Origin of the sequence: Thermus sp. (assembly GCF_039793865.1) — a bacterium.
Classification (GTDB): domain Bacteria; phylum Deinococcota; class Deinococci; order Deinococcales; family Thermaceae; genus Thermus.
The window spans coordinates 1-14,375 of sequence record NZ_JBAMMI010000003.1; the positions used below are offsets into that span (position 1 = coordinate 1).

The 14,375-nt window shown below is 67.8% G+C and carries 17 protein-coding genes; 5 read left to right on the forward strand and 12 right to left on the reverse strand.

Annotated features, from left to right (window positions below; all coding sequences use genetic code 11):
• Positions 1 to 3: 3 nt before the first annotated feature.
• Complete coding sequence (locus tag ABJK26_RS00170; RefSeq protein WP_347240149.1) at positions 4 to 597, reverse strand: hypothetical protein; 594 nt, start codon at positions 595 to 597, stop codon at positions 4 to 6.
• A 4-nt stretch (positions 598 to 601) separates the two neighbouring features.
• Positions 602 to 1,636, reverse strand: coding sequence for a hypothetical protein (locus ABJK26_RS00175; RefSeq protein WP_347240150.1), 1,035 nt, complete (start codon positions 1,634 to 1,636; stop codon positions 602 to 604).
• Positions 1,637 to 1,716: 80 nt separating this feature from the next.
• Here ABJK26_RS00175 and ABJK26_RS00180 point away from each other — a divergent pair, with 80 nt between their 5' ends.
• Entirely contained in the window at positions 1,717 to 2,085 is a 369-nt protein-coding gene (locus tag ABJK26_RS00180) for a hypothetical protein (RefSeq protein WP_347240151.1), read from the forward strand.
• On the forward strand, positions 2,082 to 2,699 hold the full coding sequence (locus ABJK26_RS00185; RefSeq protein ID WP_347240152.1) for a uracil-DNA glycosylase: 618 nt from the start codon (positions 2,082 to 2,084) through the stop codon (positions 2,697 to 2,699). The genes ABJK26_RS00180 and ABJK26_RS00185 overlap by 4 nt, the downstream gene beginning before the upstream one ends.
• On the opposite strand, the gene bshB1 is transcribed toward ABJK26_RS00185, so the two are convergent.
• From bshB1 to ABJK26_RS00210, 5 genes are read right to left on the reverse strand one after another with little or no spacing between them, the layout of a single operon-like run.
• Entirely contained in the window at positions 2,696 to 3,379 is a 684-nt protein-coding gene (bshB1, locus tag ABJK26_RS00190) for a bacillithiol biosynthesis deacetylase BshB1 (protein ID WP_347240153.1), read from the reverse strand. The two genes, ABJK26_RS00185 and bshB1, sit on opposite strands and share 4 nt — an antisense overlap.
• The gene (locus ABJK26_RS00195; RefSeq protein WP_347240154.1) at positions 3,372 to 3,683 is read right to left on the reverse strand and encodes a DUF86 domain-containing protein; all 312 of its coding nucleotides are present in this window, start codon (positions 3,681 to 3,683) and stop codon (positions 3,372 to 3,374) included. The genes bshB1 and ABJK26_RS00195 overlap by 8 nt, the downstream gene beginning before the upstream one ends.
• 22 nt (positions 3,684 to 3,705) lie before the next feature.
• Positions 3,706 to 3,996, reverse strand: a complete 291-nt coding sequence (locus ABJK26_RS00200) for a nucleotidyltransferase family protein (protein ID WP_347240155.1) — start codon at positions 3,994 to 3,996, stop codon at positions 3,706 to 3,708.
• Positions 3,997 to 4,005: 9 nt separating this feature from the next.
• On the reverse strand, positions 4,006 to 4,605 hold the full coding sequence (plsY, locus tag ABJK26_RS00205; protein ID WP_347240157.1) for a glycerol-3-phosphate 1-O-acyltransferase PlsY: 600 nt from the start codon (positions 4,603 to 4,605) through the stop codon (positions 4,006 to 4,008).
• A gap of 15 nt (positions 4,606 to 4,620) precedes the next feature.
• On the reverse strand, positions 4,621 to 5,394 hold the full coding sequence (locus ABJK26_RS00210; RefSeq protein ID WP_347240159.1) for an ABC-2 family transporter protein: 774 nt from the start codon (positions 5,392 to 5,394) through the stop codon (positions 4,621 to 4,623).
• Between the two features lie 23 nt (positions 5,395 to 5,417).
• Here ABJK26_RS00210 and ABJK26_RS00215 point away from each other — a divergent pair, with 23 nt between their 5' ends.
• The 3 genes from ABJK26_RS00215 to ABJK26_RS00225 all read left to right on the forward strand — a co-directional run bounded on the left by ABJK26_RS00215 (position 5,418) and on the right by ABJK26_RS00225 (position 7,797).
• Positions 5,418 to 6,416, forward strand: a complete 999-nt coding sequence (locus tag ABJK26_RS00215; RefSeq protein WP_347240160.1) for an ATP-binding cassette domain-containing protein — start codon at positions 5,418 to 5,420, stop codon at positions 6,414 to 6,416.
• Positions 6,413 to 7,189, forward strand: a complete 777-nt coding sequence (locus ABJK26_RS00220; RefSeq protein WP_347240161.1) for an ABC-2 family transporter protein — start codon at positions 6,413 to 6,415, stop codon at positions 7,187 to 7,189. Before ABJK26_RS00215 ends, ABJK26_RS00220 begins: the two co-directional genes overlap by 4 nt.
• Positions 7,190 to 7,272: 83 nt before the next feature.
• A complete protein-coding gene (locus ABJK26_RS00225; RefSeq protein ID WP_347240162.1) occupies positions 7,273 to 7,797 on the forward strand; it encodes a Uma2 family endonuclease in 525 nt (174 codons plus the stop codon).
• On the opposite strand, the gene cimA is transcribed toward ABJK26_RS00225, so the two are convergent.
• Genes cimA through ilvB form a run of 5 tightly spaced genes read right to left on the reverse strand, consistent with a single transcriptional unit; the run spans position 7,778 to position 14,179 of the window.
• Complete coding sequence (gene cimA, locus ABJK26_RS00230; RefSeq protein WP_347240163.1) at positions 7,778 to 9,352, reverse strand: citramalate synthase; 1,575 nt, start codon at positions 9,350 to 9,352, stop codon at positions 7,778 to 7,780. The two genes, ABJK26_RS00225 and cimA, sit on opposite strands and share 20 nt — an antisense overlap.
• Before the next feature lie 3 nt (positions 9,353 to 9,355).
• Positions 9,356 to 10,918 carry a 2-isopropylmalate synthase gene (locus ABJK26_RS00235; RefSeq protein ID WP_347240164.1) on the reverse strand — a complete coding sequence of 521 codons (1,563 nt, stop codon included), beginning with the start codon at positions 10,916 to 10,918 and terminating at the stop codon, positions 9,356 to 9,358.
• 53 nt (positions 10,919 to 10,971) lie between these two features.
• The gene (gene ilvC / locus ABJK26_RS00240) at positions 10,972 to 11,985 is read right to left on the reverse strand and encodes a ketol-acid reductoisomerase (RefSeq protein ID WP_347240165.1); all 1,014 of its coding nucleotides are present in this window, start codon (positions 11,983 to 11,985) and stop codon (positions 10,972 to 10,974) included.
• Positions 11,982 to 12,494: an acetolactate synthase small subunit gene (gene ilvN / locus ABJK26_RS00245; protein WP_347240166.1), complete on the reverse strand. Its 513-nt coding sequence runs from the start codon at positions 12,492 to 12,494 to the stop codon at positions 11,982 to 11,984. Before ilvN ends, ilvC begins: the two co-directional genes overlap by 4 nt.
• Positions 12,491 to 14,179 carry a biosynthetic-type acetolactate synthase large subunit gene (ilvB, locus tag ABJK26_RS00250; RefSeq protein ID WP_347240167.1) on the reverse strand — a complete coding sequence of 563 codons (1,689 nt, stop codon included), beginning with the start codon at positions 14,177 to 14,179 and terminating at the stop codon, positions 12,491 to 12,493. Before ilvB ends, ilvN begins: the two co-directional genes overlap by 4 nt.
• Positions 14,180 to 14,375 lie beyond the last annotated feature (196 nt).

Below are 14,375 nucleotides of genomic sequence, written 5' to 3' on the forward strand. Positions count from 1 at the left end.
TTACTATACCCAGCGGCGGCGCCTCTTGGGCTCCTCCACGCCCTCCAGGACCGCCTCAAACACGTGGTCGCCCACCTGCTGGGCCAGGCGCACGGGAAGGCCCTCTTCCAGCTGGACCAGGGTGAGGCCCGGGCGGAGGCGGAAGTGTTGGCGCAAGCGGCCTTCCACCTCGAGGTCGGAAAGCCGCTCCACGTAGGCCCTCCCCCCCGGCATGGGAAAGCGGGCCACCTCCCCGGGCTCCAGGGAAAGCCGGGGCAGGGCGAGGAGGAGGGAGAGGGGGTCGTGGTAGGGAACCAGGTAGGGCAGGGCCAGGCTCTCCTTCCCCTGGGTGACCAGGACCAGGCCCTCCTCCTCGAGGCGCTCCACGGTGAAGACCCGGGTCTCCCGGGCCTCCACCCGCTCGGCGAAGTAGCGGGAAAACCCCTGGCGGTCCGTCTCCGTCTGCCAGCGCTGGCGGGTCTTGAGGGGCAGGCTCACCTCCGCCTGGAGCACCCCCCTCGCCCCCCCCTCGTGGGGGCGGACCTCCAGCCTGCCCTCCCCTACGGGCTCCCCGGCGAAGAAGTAGCGGTAGCGGTAGGTGGCGGGCCGCTCGGTCATGCCCCTAGCGTACCTTGATGGTGAGGGGGGGACCCGGCACCTCGAGGAGGTAGTCCACGGGATCCCGCCCCGGCACGCGAATCCTCAGGCGGTAGATCCCCTTTTGGTCAAACTCCACCCGGCCCGGGGCGGTGAGGAGGACCCGCCCGGGAACCAGGCGAGAACCCTCGGGCGCCTCCAAAAGCACCACCTCGGCCTTCTCCGTGGGCGGGTCGGTCCGGAACTCCATCACGTACCCCTGGGAGGGAGAGGGCCGGGGCCAGGAGAGAAAGAAGCCCAAGCCCAGGGCAAGAAACAGAAGCCCCCAAAGGAGCCCCCGCCGCCCCCTCGAGGGCCTTTTGGGCTCCACCACGGGGAAAGAGGGGTCCTCCGGCTCCTGGATGCGGATGACCCGGGGGCGGCTTGGGGCCTTTCCCTCCTCAGGGGCCGGAGGGGGGGGTGGAGGGGGTTCCTCGGCGGGCTCCACGGGAAGGCGCTTGCGGGGCTCCTCGGGGAGAGGCTCCGGGGGCGGGGCCTCCTGGGGGAAGAGGTCCTCCAGGCGCCGCTCCCCCTTCTCCAGGGCCTCGAGGGCCTCCTTGAGGGGGAAGGCCTCCCAGTCGGCGCTCAGGGCCCGGGCCAGGGCGGCGAGGGCCCGTTCGGGGGAACCGGAAAGGGCCTCGAGGCCCGCCCCCCCCAGCCAGACCCGCCTCCCCTTCACCAGGCAAAGCTCCGGCACGGGAGCCACCTCCACCCCTTCCCGCCTCAGGTGCCCCAGGACCCGGGCCAGGGCCTCCACCCAGTGGGCCAGGCGCTCCGGGTCCGCCACTCCCAGGTACTGGACCATGGGCACCGCTCCCAAGGGCCACTCCAAAACCCAGGCCCTTTCCTCGGGAAGGGTCTCCAGGGGGGCCAAAAGCCCCTCCCCTTCCAGGGGCCTGCCCTCGGCCCCCTTTAGGATCAGCACGGGCATGCCCGTGCGGGTGTCCTGGCCCTCATAAGCGGTAAGGGTTCCAATGCGGGCGAGAATGCGTCGCAGCCAATAGTCCCCCAAAACGTCCATCTCCCCAAGTATATTCACCCCCCCGTGAGGAGGCTTATAATCTGCCAAAGGTAGGGCCCTAAGGCCGGAAAGGAGCGGGGATGGAGTTCAAAATCACCTTGACCACGGAGGAGATCGTTCGGGGCTTGAAGCACTACCGCCGCATCGCCAAGCAGGACATCCTCCGGGCCCCGGAAACGCCCCACCCGGAGTTCTTCCGCCGCCACGCGGAGGCCCGGCGCGAGGTCTACGCCCGGCTGGCGGAGATGGCGGAGGCGGAGGGGCCTGAAGCGGTGGTCCAGTACGCTCTGGAACTCTACAAATCCCTGCCCTTTGTGACCGGCACGCCGGAGGACCAGTATCCCGAGATCAAGGGCCAGGAGAACGCCCTGGAGAACTTCTTCCTCATGATCGGCCTGGACCCCAAGACCAGGCGAGAAGCCCGCAAGGCCCGGAAGCCCCTGCAATGACCCTGGAGCTCTTGGAGGCCCAGGCCAAGGCCTGCACCGCCTGCCGCCTCAAGGAGGGGCGCACCCAGGTGGTCTTCGGGGAAGGGAACCCGGACGCCCGGCTCATGTTCGTGGGGGAAGGCCCGGGAGAGGAAGAGGACAAAACGGGCCGCCCCTTCGTGGGCAAGGCGGGCCAGCTTTTAAACCGCATCCTGGAAGCGGCAGGCATCCCTCGGGAGGAGGTCTACATCACCAACATCGTGAAGTGCCGCCCGCCGCAAAACCGCGCCCCCCTTCCCGACGAGGCCAAGATCTGCACGGAGAAGTGGCTCCTCAAGCAGATTGAGCTCGTCGCCCCCCAGATCATCGTCCCCTTGGGGGCGGTGGCGGCCGAGTTCTTCCTGGGGGAGAAGGTTCCCATCACTAAGGTCCGGGGGAAGTGGCACGAGTGGCACGGGATCAAGGTCTTCCCCATGTTCCACCCCGCCTACCTCCTCAGGAACCCAAGCCGCGCCCCCGGAAGCCCCAAGCACCTCACCTGGATGGACATCCAGGAGGTGAAGCGGGCCTTGGAAAGCCTCCCGCCCAAGGAAGGCCGCCCGGTGAAGGCGGTGAGCCAGGAGCCCCTTTTTTAAACCCGTCCCCAGGGGGTAGCGAGCAGGGGAAGGGGGCTCACGAAGGGCTCGGCGTAGTCCACCCCGAGGTAGTTCCCAAAGTAGCGGCGCATGGCCTTGCGGGCTTCCACCCCCTTAGGCCCCACGGTCTCGCTGGCCGCCTCCCCCAAAAACTGGCTCCGGTAGGCCAGGACCGCGGCCTCCCACTGGTCTATGAAGGCGGAGATCTTCACCAGAAAGCTCGGGGTGAAGGGGTGGTTGCCGGGATAGAAGAAGAGCCGTTCCACCCGGTGGGGCTCCCCTTCCAGGGGGGCCTTCTTGAGGGCGGAAAAGTGGGCCGCGGCCACCGCGAGGCGGCTTGCGGCGGCGTGGTCGGGGTGGCGGTCGGCCTCGAGGGGGGCGAGGACAATCCGGGGCCTGAGCCGCCTCAGGGCCCCCGCCAAAAGGAGCCTCTGCTCGGGGATGTCGGCAAGCCCCCCGTCTTGAAGCCCGAGGTTTCCCCGGAAGTCCAGGCCCAGGATCCGGCTCGCCTCGGCCACCTCCTTTTCCCGCTCCTCCGGGGTGCCCTTGGTGCCCATCTCCCCCCGGGTGAGGTCCAGAATCCCCGTGGAAAGCCCCTCCGCCTTGGCCCGGGCCAGGGTCCCCCCGCACCCGAGCTCCCCGTCGTCGGGGTGGGGGGCGATGACCAGGAGATCAAGCATCCTCTTCCTCCAAGATCCGCCGAAGCGCTTCCGCAAGCGCGGGCACCTTGTGGGCCACGATATCCCAAAGGGTAGCGTCGTCCAAGGCAAAGTAGGCGTGGGCCAAAACGTCCCGCAGCCCGGCGATGGCCCGCCACTCTACCCAAGGGTACCGGTTCCGCACGTCCTCGGGCACCTTCTTGGCGGCTTCGCCCAAAACCTCCAGGTTGCGAAGCACGGCGTCATAGACCAGTTCGTTCTGCACAAAGCCGCCAAAGTCCAACCCCCGGGTATAGCGCAGGATTTTCCCAGAGGCTTCCCACATGTCCCGCAAGAAAAGCCGATAACTACGCGACACGAACGGCCTCCCTCAGCACCTGAGGGGCCGCCCACGGCTTCAAGGCCCCCTTCATCACCAGGTCCACGGGGTTTCCCAGAATAGATTCCATAAACTCCTTTACCCGCCAGTAGCCCTCAAAACCCGGAGGAGAAGCAAAAACCACCAGGAGGTCCACGTCGCTCCCGGGTGTGGCCTCGCCCCGGGCTACCGAGCCAAAGAGGAAAAGCTCCTCCACCCCTAAGGCGCAAAGCTCGGGCCAGCGGGAGCGAAGCAGGGCCAGGACCTCCTCCTTCCGCACGCTTCCAGTCTAGCGCACCTCCACCCGCTCCCCCAAACGCCTTTCCGTCCCCTCCTGGAGGCGCTTGAGGTTCTCCCGGTGGGTCCAGAAGAGGAGGAGGGCCATGAGAAAGACCGTGGCCACCTCCCAAAGGGGCCTGCCCAAGGCCAGGGAGAGGACGAAGGCGGCCACCCCCCCGGTCAGGCTCCCCGCCGAGACGTAGCGGGTGAGGAGCATCACGCTCACCCCGATGGGAAAGGTAAAGAGGGCCAAGACAGGGTCCAGGAAGAGGAGGGTGCCGAAGCTCGTGGCCACCCCCTTCCCTCCCCTAAAGCGCAGGAAGAGGGAGTAGTTGTGCCCGAGAACCGCCATCAGGGCCACCCCGCCCAGCATCCAGTCGGAAAGCCCGAAGGCCCGGGCGATGAGGACGGCGATCCCCCCCTTGAAGACGTCAAAGAAGGCCACCACCAAGGCGGGCCCCCACCCGAGCGCCCGGAGGACGTTGGTGGCGCCGATGTTCCCCGAGCCCACCTTGCGCAGGTCCACCCCATAGGTCCTCGCCACCAGCACCCCGGCGGGCACGGAGCCGAAGAGGTAGGCGAGGAAAAGGACGAGAAGCGCCCCTCCCATGTGTGGCCATTCTACCTAGCTGCTCGCCGAGGTGTAGCTCCTAAGGGCCAGGCGGAAGAAGCCCCGGGCGAGGGCAAGGAGGAGGAGGGCGAGGAGGAAGGCGAGGAAGGGGGCCTCTCCCCTCCTCAGGGCCACCTCCGCGGGCACGGTGGTGAGGAAGGCCACGGGCACCACGAAGGTGAAGAAGACCCGGTAAAGGGCGGGGTAGCTGGAGATGGGAAACCGCCCCGCCTCCAGAAGCCCCCTCAGCACCTCGGTCACGTTGTAGACCTTCACGAACCAGACGCTGGTGGTGGCGAGGAGGAACCAGAGGCTGTAGAGCATGAGGGCCCCGAGGAGGAAGTAGAGCCCGAAGAGGGCGTAGTCCAAGGCGCCTAAGCCCAGGCGAATCCCCGCATAGAGGAGGAGGCCGAGGCCCAAGAGGAAGTCCCCCAGGCCCCAGGGGGAGAAGACCCTAAAGGAAAGCCAGAACTGGGGGTCTATGGGCTTCAGGAGGACGAAGTCCAGGGTGCCCTGCTGCACGTGCTCCACGATCTTGTTGAGGTTGGGGGCGAGAAGGGTGGAGCCGAGGCCCTGGAGCAGGGTGAAGGCGGAAAGGACCAGAAGGGCCTCCTCCAGCCGCCACCCCCCCGGCCTGTACCCCCCCTGGTAGAGGAGGAGGAGGCCGAAGAGGGCCCCGAGGAGGGTGAGTAAGGAGGAGAGGAGGCCCAGGTAGAAGTTCGCCCGGTACTCCATCTCCGCTGCCAAAGAGGTGAGGAGAAAGAGCCTCAGGACCCGTAGGTAGCGCACCCTCCCAGGGTAGACTTGGAGGCATGGCGGGCGCAAGCCCCGTGATCCTGGCGGAAGACCTCACCCGGCACTACCGGGTGGCCCGGAAGGAGGAGACCCTCCTCGGCACCCTGCGCCACTTCCTCTCGCGGCGGTACCAGGTGGTGCGGGCGGTGGAGGGGGTGTCCTTCCGCATCGCCCCCGGGGAGGTGGTGGGGTTTTTGGGCCCCAACGGGGCGGGCAAGACCACCACCCTCAAGATGCTCACGGGCCTCGTCCACCCCACGAGGGGCAGGGCCCTGGTGGCGGGGCACGTGCCCTGGCGGCGGGAGAAGGTCTTCCTCAAGAGGATCACCCTGGTCATGGGCAACAAGCAGCAGCTCATCTGGGACCTGCCCGCCATGGACTCCTTCCGCCTGAACGCCGCCATCTACGAGGTGCCGGAGGGCGAGTTCAGGAAGCGGGTCCTGGAGCTCGCCGAGATGCTTTCCCTCGCGGAAAAGCTCCACCAGCCCGTGCGGAAGCTCTCCCTAGGGGAGAGGATGAAGGCGGAGCTTTTGGCCGCCCTCCTCCACCGCCCCCAAGTGCTCTTCCTGGACGAGCCCACCCTGGGCCTGGACGTGAACGCCCAGGTGGCGGTGCGGGAGTTCGTCCGGGAGTACAACCGCCGCTATGGGGCCACGGTCCTCCTCACGAGCCACTACATGGCGGACATCGCCGCCCTCTGCCCCCGCGTCTTGGTGATCCACCAGGGGAGGCTCCTCTACGACGGCGCCCTGGAAGGGCTTCTGGAACGCTTCGCCCCCTACCGGGAGGTGGGGCTCACCCTCAAGCACCCCCTGCCCCGGGAGGCCCTCCTTCCCTTCGGCGAGGTGCGGGAGCTGGAGGGGCGGGAGGCGCGGCTCCTCGTGCCCCGGGAGAGGCTCACGGAGAAGGTGGCGGAGATCCTGAAGAGGCTTCCCGTGGAGGACCTCGAGGTCAGGGAGCCCCCCCTGGAGGAGGTCATCGCCAAGGTCTTCCAAAGCCCCAAGGAGCCGGTATGAGGAAGGCCCGGGTCCTCCTCTCCGTCTACCTGGCCTACATGCTGGAGTACCGGGCGGAGCTCTTCCTCTGGGCCCTGGCGGGGGCGCTTCCCCTGATCCTCATGGGGGTCTGGACCGAGGCGGCGAGGGACGGGGACTTCCCCCTCACCTCGGGGGAGTTCGCCCGCTACTTCCTCATGGTCTTCCTGGTGCGCCAGGCCACGGTGGTCTGGGTGGTGTGGGAGTTTGAGCGGGACGTGGTGGAGGGAAGGCTTTCCTTCAGGCTCCTAAGACCCCTGGACCCTTTCCTTGACCACCTGGCGGCCCACGTGGCCGAGAGGCTCGCCCGGCTCCCCTTCGTGGTCCTCCTCACCCTCCTCTTCTTCGCCCTCTTCCCCGAGGCCCGCTTCCTGCCGAAGCCCGGGACCTTTCTCCTCGGCCTTCTCCTCACCCTCCTCGCCTTCCTCCTCCGCTACACCATGCAGTACGCCACCGCCATGCTCACCTTCTGGACCGAGCGGGCCACCAGCGTGGAGGAGGTCTTCTTCCTCCTCTACCTCTTCCTCTCCGGGACCATCGCCCCCCTCGAGGTCTTCCCCGAAGCCTTAAGAAGCCTCGCCCTCCTCACCCCCTTCCCCTACCTGGTCTACCTCCCTGCCGCCCTCCTCGCCGGGCAGGAGGTGCGCCTCTTTCCCGGCCTATGGGTCATGCTCCTTTGGGGCCTCCTTTTCCTCGGGCTTTCCCGCCTCCTTTGGCGGCTCGGCCTCAGGCGCTACTCGGGCCACGGGGCATAACACCACCCCATGCTGGCTTGCGCCAGCATGGGGGCCCCGGCAAAAGGGCTTTCCCGGGCCAGCAAGGCAGGCATAATGGGGGCATGGCCACCCGCTACCGATTCCGGGTAGAGGAGTTTGAGCGGGCCTTCCAGGGGGTGCCCCACGTGGAGCTCCTAAGGGGGGAGGTCTACCAGATGAGCCCCATCGGACCCAAGCACTTTTACGCGGTGATGCGTATGGACCACAGGCTCAGGGAGGCTTTGGGCGCAAAGGCCGTGGTGGCGGTCCAGTCCCCCCTGCGCCTCTCCGAGGACTCCGAGCCCGAGCCGGACCTCCTGGTCCTCAGGCCGCCCTTGGAGCGCTACCAGGACCGCCTCCCCACCCCGGAAGACGTCCTCCTCCTTATAGAGGTGGCCGACACCTCCTTGGAGTTTGACCGGGAGGTGAAGCTTCCCCTCTACGCCGAGGCGGGCATCCCCGAGGTCTGGCTCGTGAACCTAAAGGAGAACCTCCTGGAAGCCCACCGGGACCCCCGGGGCGGCCGCTACCGGGAGATCCGCCTCCTCGCCCCCGAGGAGGAGGCAAGCCCCGCCCTCTTCCCCGAGGTCAGGCTCCCCTGGGCGTAGCCACGGGGTAGAGCAGGGCGTAGGCGTAGCCGTCGGTGAGGGCCTTGAGGGAGGCCTCGAGGATGTTCTCGCTGGCCCCCACGGTGCCGAAGCGCTCCTCCCCCCGCCGCATCTCCACCATCACCCGCACCCCCGAGTTCGTGCCCGCCTCCTGGCCCGAGAGGATCCGCACCTTGTAGTCCGCAAGCTCCACCTCGGAAAGTTCCGGGTAAAACTGCAACACGGCCTTGCGGAAGGCCCGGTCCAGGGCGGAAACCGGCCCGAAGGGGCTTTCCGCGGCGGTGTGCTGGAGGCTCTCCCCCACCCGGACCCGCACCGTGGCCTCGGCCCAGGCGGTGGAAAGGCCCCTTCCGTGGACGAAGACGGAAAAGCCCTCCACGCTAAAGGGAAGGCTTCCCCCCTTGAGGCGGTGGGCGAGGAGGTAGAAGCTCGCCTCCGCCCCCTCAAAGGCGTAGCCCTCGTACTCCAGGGCCTTGACCTCCTCCAAAAGGCGCCTCGCCTCCTCCTTGGAGAGGTCCACCCCGAGCTCCTGGAGCTTGGCGAGGAGGTTGGAGCGGCCCGCCACGTCCGAGACCAAAAAGCGCCTCTGGTTCCCCACCCACTCCGGGGGGAGGTGCTCGTAGGTGCGGGGGTTCTTCAAGACGGCGGAAACGTGCACCCCCGCCTTGTGGGCGAAGGCCGCCTCCCCCACGTAGGGGGCGCGGCGGTTCGGGGTGAGGTTCGCCCGCTCGTCCACGAAGTGGGCAAGCTCCCTCAGGCCCCTTAGCCTCTCGGGAGGGAGGGCGGGGATCCCGTACTTGAAGACCAGGGTGGGGAGGAAGCTTGTGAGGTTCAGGTTGCCGCACCGTTCCCCGTAGCCGTTGATGGTGCCCTGCACGTGGGTGGCCCCGGCCCGCACCGCCGCGAGGGCGTTGGCCACGGCGAGCTCGGCGTCGTTGTGGGGGTGGATGCCCACCCGCACCCCGGGAAACCGCTCCACCACGGCCTGGGTGAGGGCGTAGACCTCCTCGGGGAGGCTTCCCCCGTTGGTGTCGCAAAGCACCAGGGTGTCGGCCCCGCCCTCCAGGGCGGCCTCGAGGGTGGCAAGGGCGTAGGCGGGGTCTTCCTTGTAGCCGTCAAAGAAGTGCTCGGCGTCGTAGACCACCCGCTTGCCCCGCCGGGCGAAGAAGGCCACCGTTTCCTCTATCATGCGGAGGTTTTCCTCCAAGGAGGTCTCCAGGGCCTCCAGGACGTGGAGGGTCCAGCTCTTGCCGAAGAGGACCACCACGGGGGTTTCGGCCTCGAGGAGGGCCAGGACCGAGGGGTCCTCCTCGGGGGCGAGGCCCTTCCTCCGCGTGGCCCCGAAGGCGCAAAGCCTCGCCTCCCCCAGGTCCACCCCCTTCATCCGGGCGAAGAACTCGGCGTCCTTGGGGTTGGAGCCGGGCCAGCCTCCCTCAATGAGGTGGATCCCGAAGGCGGCAAGCCGCCTTGCGATGGCCACCTTGTCGTCCACGGAGAGGCTTACCCCCTCCCCCTGGGTGCCGTCCCTCAAGGTGGTGTCCAGGATCTCCACCATGGCCTAGACCCCGCGGTGGACCTCCTGAATGGAAGGCGGGTGGCGGGTGGCCCGGCCCGAGGCCAGCTTCCCCGCGGCGTCCAGGAAGGCCAGGGCGCTCGCCTCAATGATGTCCGGGGAGACCCCCACCCCCACGGCCTGGAGCTCCCCAAGCCTAAGGCGCACCGTCACCTGGCCCAGGGCCTCGGTGCTCCCCGTGACCGCCTCCACCCGGTAGAGCTCAAGCTCCGGCCTCAGGCCGATGGCCTCCTCCAGGGCCTTGTACACCGCGTCCACGGGGCCATCCCCCGTGTGGGTGGCCACCCTTTCCCCATCGGGGGTCTTCACCTTCACCGTGGCCGTGGGCAGGAGGCCGGAGCCCGAGAAGAACTGGACGTGCAGGAGCTCAAAGAAGGTGGAGGCGGGCTCCCTTTCGCTTTCCACCAGGGCCTGGAGCTCCTCGGCGGAAAGAGGCCCCTTCTTCTCGGCGATCTCCTTGAAGCGGGCGAAGAGGAGCTTGAGCTGGTCCTCCGTGAGGTCCTTGTAGCCCAGGTCCTCGAGGGCCTTCTTGAAGGCGGCCCGGCCGGAGTGCTTGCCGAGCACTAGCACGGCGGGGCGCCTCCCGATGAGCTCGGCGTCCATGATCTCGTAGGTGGAGCGGTGCTTGATCACCCCGTCCTGGTGGATGCCGGACTCGTGGGCGAAGGCGTTGTCCCCCACGATGGCCTTGTTGGGGGGGACGGGCATCCCGGTGTAGCGCTCCACCAGGCGGCTCACCCGGTAGATCTCCCGGGTGTTCACCTGGGTGTAGGCCCGGTAGAAGTCCCGGCGCACGTAGAGGGCCATGACCACCTCCTCGAGGGCGGTGTTCCCCGCCCGCTCCCCGATGCCGTTGATGGTGCACTCCACCTGGCCCGCCCCGTTCAGCACCCCGGCCAGGGCGTTGGCCGTGGCCAGGCCCAGGTCGTCGTGGGTGTGGGTGGAGATGACCACGTCCCGCCCCCTGACCACCTCGTCCCGGATCCTGCGGATCAGGGCCCCGTACTCCTCCGGGGTGCCGTAGCCCGTGGTGTCGGGGATGTTGATGGTGGTGGCCCCGGCCTCCACGGCCACCTCGTAGAGCCGCTTCACGAAGTCCCACTCCGCCCGCATCACGTCCTGGGCGGAGAACTCCACGTCGTCCACGTAGCGCTTGGCGTAGCGGACCATCTGGTCCGCCATCTCCAGGACCTCCTCCTCCGTCTTCTTGAGCATGTACTGGAGGTGGACCTTGGAGGCCGAGGTGAAGACGTGGATCCTGGGCTTCTCCGCCTTCTCCAGGGCCTTGGCCGCCTGGTCAATGTCCAGGGTGTGGGTGCGGGCGAGGGCGGCGATAACGGGCCCCTTGACCTCGGCGGCGATGCGCCTTACCGCCTCAAACTCCAAGGGCCCCGATACGGGGAAGCCCGCCTCAATGATGTCCACGTTGAGCCGGGCGAGGGCCTGGGCGATCTCCAGCTTCTGGTCCAAAGAAAGCGCCACCCCAGGGCTTTGCTCCCCGTCCCTGAGCGTGGTGTCAAAGATCCGGATGTGCCGCTCCTTTTCCATCCTTCACCTCCCCAAAGCGCACAGGGGCCCCCGGAGGGGCCCCGAAGAAGCCCTTAGCCTACCTCCTCCAATACCCTGGCCTTGAGGAAGGGCATCATGGCCCGAAGCCTCGAGCCCACCTCCTCAATGGGGTGGGCCGCCCACCGCTTGCGGTTCGCCTCCAGGACGGGGGTGCCCGCCTGGTTCTCCAGCATCCACTCCCGGGCGAACTCCCCGGTCTGGATCTGGCGCAGGATCTCCCGCATGCGCCGCTTGGTCTCCTCCACGGGCACGGCTACCTCCCCGCGGGTGTAGTCCCCGTACTCGGCGGTGTTGGAGATGGAGTAGCGCATGCCCTTTAGCCCCGCCTCGTAGATGAGGTCCACGATGAGCTTCACCTCGTGGACGGTCTCAAAGTAGGCCATCTCCGGGGGGTAGCCCGCCTCCACCAGGGTCTCAAACCCCGCCTGGATGAGCCGGGTGAGCCCCCCGCAAAGCACCGCCTGCTCCCCGAAGAGGTCCGTCTCCGTCTCGTCCTTGAAGGTGGTGGCGATGACCCCAGCCCGGGCCGCCCCGATGGCCTTGGCGTAGGCGAGGGCGGTGGGGAAGGCGCTTCCCGAGGCGTCCTGGTGCACGGCTAAAAGGGCCGGGACCCCGCTTCCCTTCTGGTACTCCGAGCGCACCAGGTGGCCCGGGCCCTTGGGGGCCACCATCCAGACGTCCAGGTCCTTTCGGGGCTTGATCTGGCCGAAGTGGATGTTGAAGCCGTGGGCGAAGGCCAAGGCGGCCCCCTCCTTGAGGTGGGGCTCAATCTCCTCGCGGTAGACCTGGGCCTGCTTTTCGTCGGGGAGGAGGACCATGACGATGTCGGCCTCCCTCACCGCCTCGGCCACGGGGAGGACCCGAAGCCCCGCGGCCTCCGCCTTGGCGAAGCTCTTGGAGCCCCTCCTCAGGCCTACCCGCACGTCCACCCCCGAGTCCTTGAGGTTCAGGGCGTGGGCGTGGCCCTGGGAGCCGAAGCCCAAAACCGCCACCTTCTTGCCCAGGATGAAGCCAAGGTCCGCGTCGTGCTCGTAGTAGACCTTCATACCGCCTCCTTTTTCTCCCGCACCTTCAAGACCCGCTCCCCCCGGCTCATGGCCACCGCGCCGGTGCGCATGACCTCGAGGATCCCGTAGGGCCTTAGGGCCTCAATGAAGGAGTTGATCTTGCTCGTGTCCCCGGTGAGTTCCAGAATCAGGCTCTTGTGGGCCACGTCCACCACCCTGGCCCGGAAGGCCTCCTGGATGTCCTTGACGGCGAGGCGCTCCTCGAGGCCCGCCACGTGGACCTTCACCAGGCAAAGCTCCCTTTCCACGTGGGGCTCGGTGTGGTCCGTGACCTTGAGGACCTCAATGAGCCGGTTGAGTTGCTTCTCCACCTGCTCCAGGGTGCGGTCGTCCCCCGTGACCACCAGGCTGATGCGGGAAAGCCCCGGCTGGTGGGTGGTGCCCACGGCCAGGCTTTCCAGGTTGAAGCCCCGCCGGGCGAAGAGGCCGGTGATGCGGTTCAAAACCCGGGGGTGGTCCTGCACCAGCACGGAGATGATGTGCCTCAAGCCCCCACCTCCTCCCGCTCCCGCGGGTCCTCCACGATCATGTCCTCGGCGGCCCCACCGGCGGGGATCATGGGGAAGACCCCCTCCTCGTGGTAGACCCTAAACTCGGCCACCACGGGGCCGTCGGCGTTTAGGACGGCCTCCACGCCCCGCCTCAGGTCCTCCTTCCTCTCCACCCTCACCCCCTTGATCCCGTAGGCCTCGGCGAGGCGGGCGAAGTCGGGGTTGGAGTCCGCCAGGTACACCTCGCTGTAGCGCCGGGCGTGGAAGAGGTCCTGCCACTGGCGCACCATGCCCAGGTAGCCGTTATTCAGAATGACGATCTTCACGTCCAGCTTGTACTTCACCACCGTGGCCAGCTCCTGCAGGGTCATCTGGAAGGACCCGTCCCCGTCAAAGTCTATGACCAGCTCCTCAGGGCGGGCGGTCTTGGCCCCGATGGCGAAGGGCAGCCCCACCCCCATGGTGCCGAGGCCCCCGGAGGTGAGGAAGCTCCGTGGCCTCGTCACGGGGAAGAACTGGGCGGCGAACATCTGGTGCTGCCCCACCCCCGTGGTGACGATGGCGTTTCCCCCCGTGGCCTCGTGGAAGGCCCGGATCACCTCCTGGCTTTGCAGGTGGGGCTTGGGCTTGAAGCGCAAGGGGTAGCGGGTGCGCCACTCCTCCAGCTCCCGCCACCAGGCGGCGAGCTTCAGGGCCTTCGCCCCCTTGAGGAGCTCTTTGAGGACGAGCCTCGAGTCCCCCACGATGGGGATGTGGGTGCGCACCACCTTGCCGATCTCGGCGGGGTCAATGTCCACGTGGATGATGGTGTGGGCGTGGGGAGCGAAGCGGCTGACCTTCCCCGTGACCCGGTCGTCAAAGCGGAGGCCGATGGCGAGGATCACGTCCGCGTGGTAGATGGCCCGGTTGGCGGCCACGGTGCCGTGCATCCCCGGCATCCCGAGCCACAAGGGGTGGTTCCCGGGGAAGGCCCCGAGGCCCATGAGGGTGGTGATCACGGGAAGCCCCGCCTTCTCGGCGAAGGCGAGGAGCTCGGCGTCGGCGTGCTGGGCCCCGCCCCCCACCATGAGGACCGGCCTTTCCGCCTTCTCCAGGGCGTCCAGGGCCCGCTCGATCTGCTTGGGATGCCCCTTCAGGGTGGGCTTGTAGCCGGGGAGGTCCAGCTCCATCTCAAAGCTTCCCGTGAAGGCCTCCAGCTGGACGTCCTTGGGAATATCTATGAGCACCGGCCCCGGGCGACCAGTGGAGGCGATGTGGAAGGCCTCCTTCACCACCCGCGGGATCTCGTTCACGTCCTGGACCAGGTAGTTGTGCTTGGTGATGGGCATGGTGACCCCGGTGACGTCGGCCTCCTGGAAGGCGTCGGTGCCGATGAGGGCCCGGGGGACGTTCCCGGTGATGGCCACCACCGGGGTGGAGTCCATCATGGCGTCCGTGAGGCCCGTGACCAGGTTTAAGGCCCCGGGGCCCGAGGTGGTCATGACCACCCCCACCTTGCCTGAGGCCCGGGCGTAGGCGGTGGCCGCGTGCACCCCCCCTTGCTCGTGCCGCACCAGGATGTGGCGGATGGGGCTGTCGTAGAGGGCGTCGTAGGTGGGCATGATGGACCCGCCCGGGTGGCCGAAGATCACCTCCACCCCTTCCCGCTCCAGCGCCCTTAAAAGTGCCTCCGCTCCCTTCATGGACCCCTCCTTAAACTTGAACCCCCCGGTTGGCCCGGGGGGTTATGGGATGCGCCCTAAAGCGCTACGCCCTACCCCCCGCCAGCCCTACGATTAGGGCTAGGGCTAGGGCTAGGGATAGGGCGAGGCCGGAACGCATCTTGCCGCTAAGGATAGACCCCTAGGGCCTTTATGTCAAGCCCTGCGGGGCTTGCCT

What these genes read in the sequence shown, in the direction of transcription:
- ABJK26_RS00170 (WP_347240149.1), bottom strand. Translation starts at nt 597, where the DNA reads ATGACCGAGCGGCCCGCCACCTACCGCTACCGCTACTTCTTCGCCGGG.
- ABJK26_RS00175 (WP_347240150.1), bottom strand. Translation starts at nt 1,636, where the DNA reads ATGGACGTTTTGGGGGACTATTGGCTGCGACGCATTCTCGCCCGCATT.
- ABJK26_RS00180 (WP_347240151.1), top strand. Translation starts at nt 1,717, where the DNA reads ATGGAGTTCAAAATCACCTTGACCACGGAGGAGATCGTTCGGGGCTTG.
- ABJK26_RS00185 (WP_347240152.1), top strand. Translation starts at nt 2,082, where the DNA reads ATGACCCTGGAGCTCTTGGAGGCCCAGGCCAAGGCCTGCACCGCCTGC.
- bshB1 (WP_347240153.1), bottom strand. Translation starts at nt 3,379, where the DNA reads ATGCTTGATCTCCTGGTCATCGCCCCCCACCCCGACGACGGGGAGCTC.
- ABJK26_RS00195 (WP_347240154.1), bottom strand. Translation starts at nt 3,683, where the DNA reads ATGTGGGAAGCCTCTGGGAAAATCCTGCGCTATACCCGGGGGTTGGAC.
- plsY (WP_347240157.1), bottom strand. Translation starts at nt 4,605, where the DNA reads ATGGGAGGGGCGCTTCTCGTCCTTTTCCTCGCCTACCTCTTCGGCTCC.
- ABJK26_RS00215 (WP_347240160.1), top strand. Translation starts at nt 5,418, where the DNA reads ATGGCGGGCGCAAGCCCCGTGATCCTGGCGGAAGACCTCACCCGGCAC.
- ABJK26_RS00220 (WP_347240161.1), top strand. Translation starts at nt 6,413, where the DNA reads ATGAGGAAGGCCCGGGTCCTCCTCTCCGTCTACCTGGCCTACATGCTG.
- ABJK26_RS00225 (WP_347240162.1), top strand. Translation starts at nt 7,273, where the DNA reads ATGGCCACCCGCTACCGATTCCGGGTAGAGGAGTTTGAGCGGGCCTTC.
- cimA (WP_347240163.1), bottom strand. Translation starts at nt 9,352, where the DNA reads ATGGTGGAGATCCTGGACACCACCTTGAGGGACGGCACCCAGGGGGAG.
- ABJK26_RS00235 (WP_347240164.1), bottom strand. Translation starts at nt 10,918, where the DNA reads ATGGAAAAGGAGCGGCACATCCGGATCTTTGACACCACGCTCAGGGAC.
- ilvC (WP_347240165.1), bottom strand. Translation starts at nt 11,985, where the DNA reads ATGAAGGTCTACTACGAGCACGACGCGGACCTTGGCTTCATCCTGGGC.
- ilvB (WP_347240167.1), bottom strand. Translation starts at nt 14,179, where the DNA reads ATGAAGGGAGCGGAGGCACTTTTAAGGGCGCTGGAGCGGGAAGGGGTG.